Raw genomic sequence first — 5,229 nt, 5'->3', positions numbered from 1 at the left:
CCAATGAAGTGTAGCACGATGTATTGACATACCGTCACGATTGACGGTATAAATGACGGCATATTCAGTTTTCCAAAATCTTATACCGTCATGCCGCTATCTGATACCGCCATAAAGAACGCCAAAGCCACAGACAAGCCTTTCAAGATTCCCGACGGCAGCGGCATGTATGTTTACGTCCACAATAACGGCTCAAAATACTTTAGGCTTGATTACCGCTTTGAAGGCAAGCGCAAAACCTTAGCCCTTGGGGTTTACCCTGCCACCACATTGGCAAAAGCCAGGGAAAAGACCTTAGCGGCTAAACAGCACATAGCCGACGGTATAGACCCAAGCGAAAACAAAAAGGCGGTTAAGGAATCAAAGCTGGCATTATCAGCCAACAGCTTTGAAGTGATCGCCCGTGAATGGGGGCAAAAGAAAGTAGACAACTGGGTAGACAAAAACAACCGATCCAAGCGGATGCTGGAGCGCAATATCTTCCCGTGGCTGGGTAGTAAGCCGATAACCGACATCCTGCCCAAAGACATCCTGTCTTGCTTAAGGCGGCTAGAAGAGCGCGGCACGATAGAGACCGCCCACCGAGTGCTACAAATAACGGGGCAGGTATTCCGCTATGCCGTGGCAACAGGCCGGGTTGACCGTGACATCACACCGGATTTGCGCGGGGCATTGCCACCCGCCAAAGGCGGTAACTTTGCTTCGATGACAGACCCAAAGCAAATAGCACCGCTGCTTAGGGCAATAGATGACTATAGGGGCTCTTACATTGTTAAATCAGCCTTGCAGCTTGCTCCCTTGGTGTTTGTAAGGCCGTGGGAATTGCGCCATGCTGAATGGCAACACTTAGACTTTGAAGCCAAAGAATGGCGTTATCTCGTCACCAAAACCCAAACACAGCACATCGTACCCTTATCAAAGCAAGCGGTTAACATCCTAGAAGCCATTAAGCCGCTAACAGGCAATGGGCGTTATGTTTTCCCTAGCGCACGGACACCCAACGGATCACGGGCAATGTCCGACGTGGCGTTATTGGCGGCACTTAGGCGCATGGGCTTCGACAAAACCGAAATGACGGTACACGGCTTTAGGGCAATCGCCCGTACCGTCTTGGATGAAGTGTTGGGCTTTCGGCCTGATTACATTGAACACCAACTAGCCCACGCCGTTAGAGACCCCAACGGACGCGCTTACAACCGCACTGCCCACCTGAAAGAACGCCATGCCATGATGCAAACCTGGGCGGATTACCTAGACGGCTTGAAGGCTGGCGCGGTCGTGTTGCCGTTTCGCACCAAAGCATAATTACGATAAATTAAGGGGTTATTTATGGCTATTAACGTATTTGAAGGTGCGCGGCGAATTGCAAAACTGATAACGTTACTATGGGTAGTGGGATGCGTAATCTACACCATTGATGATGTGCTAGACCTACGCAAACAGAATCTTGAAGTGCAAGCGAAGAAAGTAGGCATGGCCAATGCCGACGAAACGCCGTGGCAAGAACCAGTAGACGAATCTGCATATTTAGCAAAAGCCAAAGAACTAGGCTTTATAAATGAGCGACCATCTATTGATGAATCAGCTTATTTAGCCAAGGCCAGGGAGTTGGGATTTATAAATAATGAACCAACCGCAGGGCAAAAAGTTGGCATAGCCAATGCTGACAAAACACCTTGGCAATCGGATGGCGAAGTGCCTGATTTGACACCGGATGACATAGCAGCTTATAGGGCTTGGAAGGCAAAAAAACAACAGGCCAAACAATTGCCAGACATAGACCCTACCGAATTTGCGGCCTGGGAAAAGCAACAAAGCGCACATCAAACTGCCAATGATAAAGAATTGCCAGACTTTACGCCGGAAGAAATTGCAGCTTATAGAGCTAAAAAATCCCAAGTTAACCAGCCAAGCCCTGAATTAATAGCCGAATATGACGCGTGGAAGGCAAAAAAACAACAGCCCGAAAAAACCCTTGGGCAAAAAACATTGGAACACATAGGTATGGGTTTACTTTGGCTATTCGGCGGCGTAGCTTTTATATGGGCTTTATCCTGGGCTATTGGGTGGATAGTTCGCGGCTTCTTTGGCATACCGTCCGGGCATGACTTTAAACCTTAACAATATTTTCATGCGGTTAAACGGTATTGTCATTGTGTAAATCAAAATAGCACAACTGATATAATTCAATTTAACCGGATAGCCTTCGCGGGGCGACAAGCGGGATTCGTCCCCCGTTTCCGGTTATTCCTTTCAGACGGCTAATCACTATGACGAGGTGTAACATGGAGCTTGATGCCGATGAGCAAAAGGAAATAAACGATAGGATATTTAATACTAAAGCAAAGTTAGAAAAGCAAAACTTAAGTTATCAGGATTTATTGGAATTAACTGCAGTTTCCATGGTACAAGAAGAAATTAATGTGAAGCTGTTGAACGAGCATATTGATGAATATGAATTATTATTCAAGCAAGTAAGGCAGCAAATGGAAGATCAGTCTTCTTATCTCAAAAATACAGTTTTGCCTGAAATGCACGTTCTAAACAAAGAATACGTTCAGGCTGCATATAAATTAGGTATCGATAGGCAAAAGAAATTTTTAGCAAAAAAAGGGGCTTCAGCTAGACACAAGGAAAATAGGTCAATGAAGGATGATGCCATAGGGTATTACAAAGAAAATCACATTAATTTTAAAAACAAAGATGATGCAGCACAACAAATTGCCAAAAAGATTGTGCCAGCGGAATTCTCTACTGTTCGTGGCTGGCTAAAAAATATCAAACCTGAGTGATACCAGCACAGCACAGTCTATGCCAGCACAGCCTGTGTTAATCCGGCAGACTTGCTTCTCAAGCTATCTTTAATATAGATAATAGGTAACTATGTTCAACAAGCACTATAGGAGTGCAATACATGGTTACACCATCCAGTACGCTACCTGAAACCGGATTTTTAAGAATCTGGCAAATCGTAGGCAACAAAAAAACCAACACCCCCGCTTTAATTCCTATTAGCCGTTCATCGTTTTTGGTCGGCGTTAAATCAGGAAAATACCCCAAACCCGTAAAACTAACCGAACGCACAACCGCTTGGCGCGTCGAGGACATACGCGAGCTTATCTTAAGTCTTGGGGGTATGGCATGAGCAATAAAGCCAAGCACACCAAGAATAAATCGGCAGCTAAATACTCAATAACCAATAGCCTGATTATCCACGGCGGCAGCAATCAGATATGCGTCGATAGCCGCGATATTGCCAAAGAGTTTGGCAGGCAGCATAAAAACGTCCTGCAAACCCTGGATGAATTACTGGTAGAAGGCACAATTTCGCGGCTTGAATCTAAGCCACGAGATTACCTAAACCGTGGCAAAGTTTACCGATGCTTTGAACTCAATAAGGCCGGATTCTTGAAAGCCATGCCGTTTATCGGCGGTCGGAAATCCAAGGAAGGGCAGCGGCTTTTTGTCGATGAGTTTCTACGCATTGAAACCGCCCTTGAACGACAAGCCAAAGAGCGTGAAACCCTGGCTTATCAGGTGGCACGGTTATCCGGTAAAGACAGCCGGGGCATCCTGACCGATGCGATTCAAGCTTTCGTAGCTTATGCCAAAGGGTTAGGAAGTCAGAACGCTGATTTTTATTTTTCCAATATCACCAATGCCGTTTATAAGGCCATGCTGGTTATTGAGCCGCAAGCGACCGAGGTTAGGGAATTGTTGACTGCAATCCAGCTTTCAACCTTAAGCACGTTTGAGCTTATCGCCGCTCAGGTGATGACCGAGGGCATGGAAAAGCAACAGCCTTATAAGGACATTTACAAAAGCGTTAAAACAGCCTTAGATGGCTATGTGATTGAACCAACGAAACCTTTAAGCAGTTGATATGCCTAGGGTTAGGGTTCAAAAGAAACAGTACATCGCCCAAGACGTGGATATGATCCGTTCCCCCGCTTACCTGGATTTAAGCGGCAATGCGGTTAAATTATTGTGCCTGATGCAATGCCATTGGCGCATGTATGAACCGATAGCCTATAGCGTCACCGAAGCCCAAAAGCGCGTAGGTTGTTGCCGTGGGCTGGCACAAAAAGCGTTTAAGGAGCTGGAATCGCACGGCTTTATTAGGCTAGTCCTGGAAGGCCATTTCCATAAGCAATTGTCTAGACGATGGCGGCTAACTTTCCGTGAATTCAACGACCAAAAGCGTACCGATGACTGGCAAGCCTGGACACCGGAATTGTGATTTGCTTGTTCACTATTTGAACGCTTCATGCCGTATGCTGAACGAGTCATGCCGTATCGTGAACAGGTGTTCATTATATGAACGCCTTTCTAAATGAATCAACAACTTAGGTGTTGCCAATTTTGCCTTTAGTGTTCACCATACGGGATGTACCTATTATTTACCATACCCAGTACGTTATTCATGGTGTTATTCAACTAGTAAAAAGGCTTAAACCGGGACAAAAAACATGGAAACAAAAAAGCGGCCTGACACAAAGTCCAACGATAGCGAGTTATCACCCGAAAAGAAAGCACAACAAGCCAAAGCCTTAGCACAAGCTACCTTGCGGCCTAGTGCAAATGCGGCGGCGGTCATCGCTGAATATGGCAAGTCGTTTGGGAATCAGGATGTAATTGAATTAATGGATGTGCTTGTTACTTCGATGATGGAGCTAAACAACGGCGATTTAAAACGCTGCGAAAACATGTTGATGGGGCAGGCTTACGCCCTGCAAGCCATTTTCATGAATTTGTCTTTGCGGTCAAAAAATCAGGAATACTTGAAAAGCACAGAAACTTTTCTACGGCTGGCACTGAAAGCACAAAGCCAGTGCCGAGCAACCTTAGAGACCTTGGCAGCAATCAAGAACCCGCCCGTAGTCTTTGCCAAGCAAGCCAATATTTCAAACGGACATCAGCAGGTGAATAACGGCATACCGCCCACGCACGCGGGAAAAAATAATTTATCGCCAAACGAACTATTAGAGGCGCACGATGGCAGCACGACCCTGGACACCGGAACAACGCACACAACAAGCCCTGAAAATAAGGCAATGGCAACCGTGGAGTAAGTCCACCGGGGCAAGGACACCCGAAGGCAAGGCCAGGGCTTCACGCAATGCCTATAAGGGTGGCAATCGGGCTTTGATGCGGGGGATGATGGCCTTATTGAGGGAACAGGCCAGGGAATTGCAAGGTCTTATTTGATTCAGTTTTAGAGTTAGATTT

General features: G+C 46.2%; 8 protein-coding genes. All 8 read left to right on the top strand.

The features are described from left to right. Positions 1-90 precede the first annotated feature (90 nt). Complete coding sequence (locus AC1YY3_RS12700) at positions 91-1,305, top strand: tyrosine-type recombinase/integrase (protein WP_482194560.1); 1,215 nt, start codon at positions 91-93, stop codon at positions 1,303-1,305. 24 nt (positions 1,306-1,329) lie between these two features. Then, on the top strand, positions 1,330-2,121 hold the full coding sequence (locus AC1YY3_RS12695; RefSeq protein WP_482194559.1) for a hypothetical protein: 792 nt from the start codon (positions 1,330-1,332) through the stop codon (positions 2,119-2,121). Between the two features lie 164 nt (positions 2,122-2,285). Continuing rightward, entirely contained in the window at positions 2,286-2,792 is a 507-nt protein-coding gene (locus AC1YY3_RS12690; RefSeq protein ID WP_482194558.1) for a hypothetical protein, read from the top strand. 122 nt (positions 2,793-2,914) lie between these two features. Continuing rightward, a complete protein-coding gene (locus AC1YY3_RS12685; protein ID WP_482194557.1) occupies positions 2,915-3,145 on the top strand; it encodes a helix-turn-helix transcriptional regulator in 231 nt (76 codons plus the stop codon). After that, positions 3,142-3,882 carry a Rha family transcriptional regulator gene (locus tag AC1YY3_RS12680; RefSeq protein WP_482194556.1) on the top strand — a complete coding sequence of 247 codons (741 nt, stop codon included), beginning with the start codon at positions 3,142-3,144 and terminating at the stop codon, positions 3,880-3,882. The genes AC1YY3_RS12685 and AC1YY3_RS12680 overlap by 4 nt, the downstream gene beginning before the upstream one ends. A 1-nt stretch (position 3,883) precedes the next feature. Next, on the top strand, positions 3,884-4,240 hold the full coding sequence (locus AC1YY3_RS12675; protein ID WP_482194555.1) for a hypothetical protein: 357 nt from the start codon (positions 3,884-3,886) through the stop codon (positions 4,238-4,240). A gap of 229 nt (positions 4,241-4,469) precedes the next feature. Then, a complete protein-coding gene (locus AC1YY3_RS12670) occupies positions 4,470-5,072 on the top strand; it encodes a hypothetical protein (protein ID WP_482194554.1) in 603 nt (200 codons plus the stop codon). Beyond that, positions 4,996-5,208, top strand: coding sequence for a hypothetical protein (locus tag AC1YY3_RS12665; RefSeq protein WP_482194553.1), 213 nt, complete (start codon positions 4,996-4,998; stop codon positions 5,206-5,208). The genes AC1YY3_RS12670 and AC1YY3_RS12665 overlap by 77 nt, the downstream gene beginning before the upstream one ends. Positions 5,209-5,229: the final 21 nt, after the last annotated feature.

Source organism: Methyloglobulus sp., assembly GCF_964779595.1.
This window is presented reverse-complemented; position numbering and strand designations above follow the sequence as displayed.

Bases quoted from the DNA above. Each gene is read 5' to 3' on its own strand.
- AC1YY3_RS12700 (WP_482194560.1), top strand. From the start codon at position 91: ATGCCGCTATCTGATACCGCCATAAAGAACGCCAAAGCCACAGACAAG.
- AC1YY3_RS12695 (WP_482194559.1), top strand. From the start codon at position 1,330: ATGGCTATTAACGTATTTGAAGGTGCGCGGCGAATTGCAAAACTGATA.
- AC1YY3_RS12690 (WP_482194558.1), top strand. From the start codon at position 2,286: ATGGAGCTTGATGCCGATGAGCAAAAGGAAATAAACGATAGGATATTT.
- AC1YY3_RS12685 (WP_482194557.1), top strand. From the start codon at position 2,915: ATGGTTACACCATCCAGTACGCTACCTGAAACCGGATTTTTAAGAATC.
- AC1YY3_RS12680 (WP_482194556.1), top strand. From the start codon at position 3,142: ATGAGCAATAAAGCCAAGCACACCAAGAATAAATCGGCAGCTAAATAC.
- AC1YY3_RS12675 (WP_482194555.1), top strand. From the start codon at position 3,884: ATGCCTAGGGTTAGGGTTCAAAAGAAACAGTACATCGCCCAAGACGTG.
- AC1YY3_RS12670 (WP_482194554.1), top strand. From the start codon at position 4,470: ATGGAAACAAAAAAGCGGCCTGACACAAAGTCCAACGATAGCGAGTTA.
- AC1YY3_RS12665 (WP_482194553.1), top strand. From the start codon at position 4,996: ATGGCAGCACGACCCTGGACACCGGAACAACGCACACAACAAGCCCTG.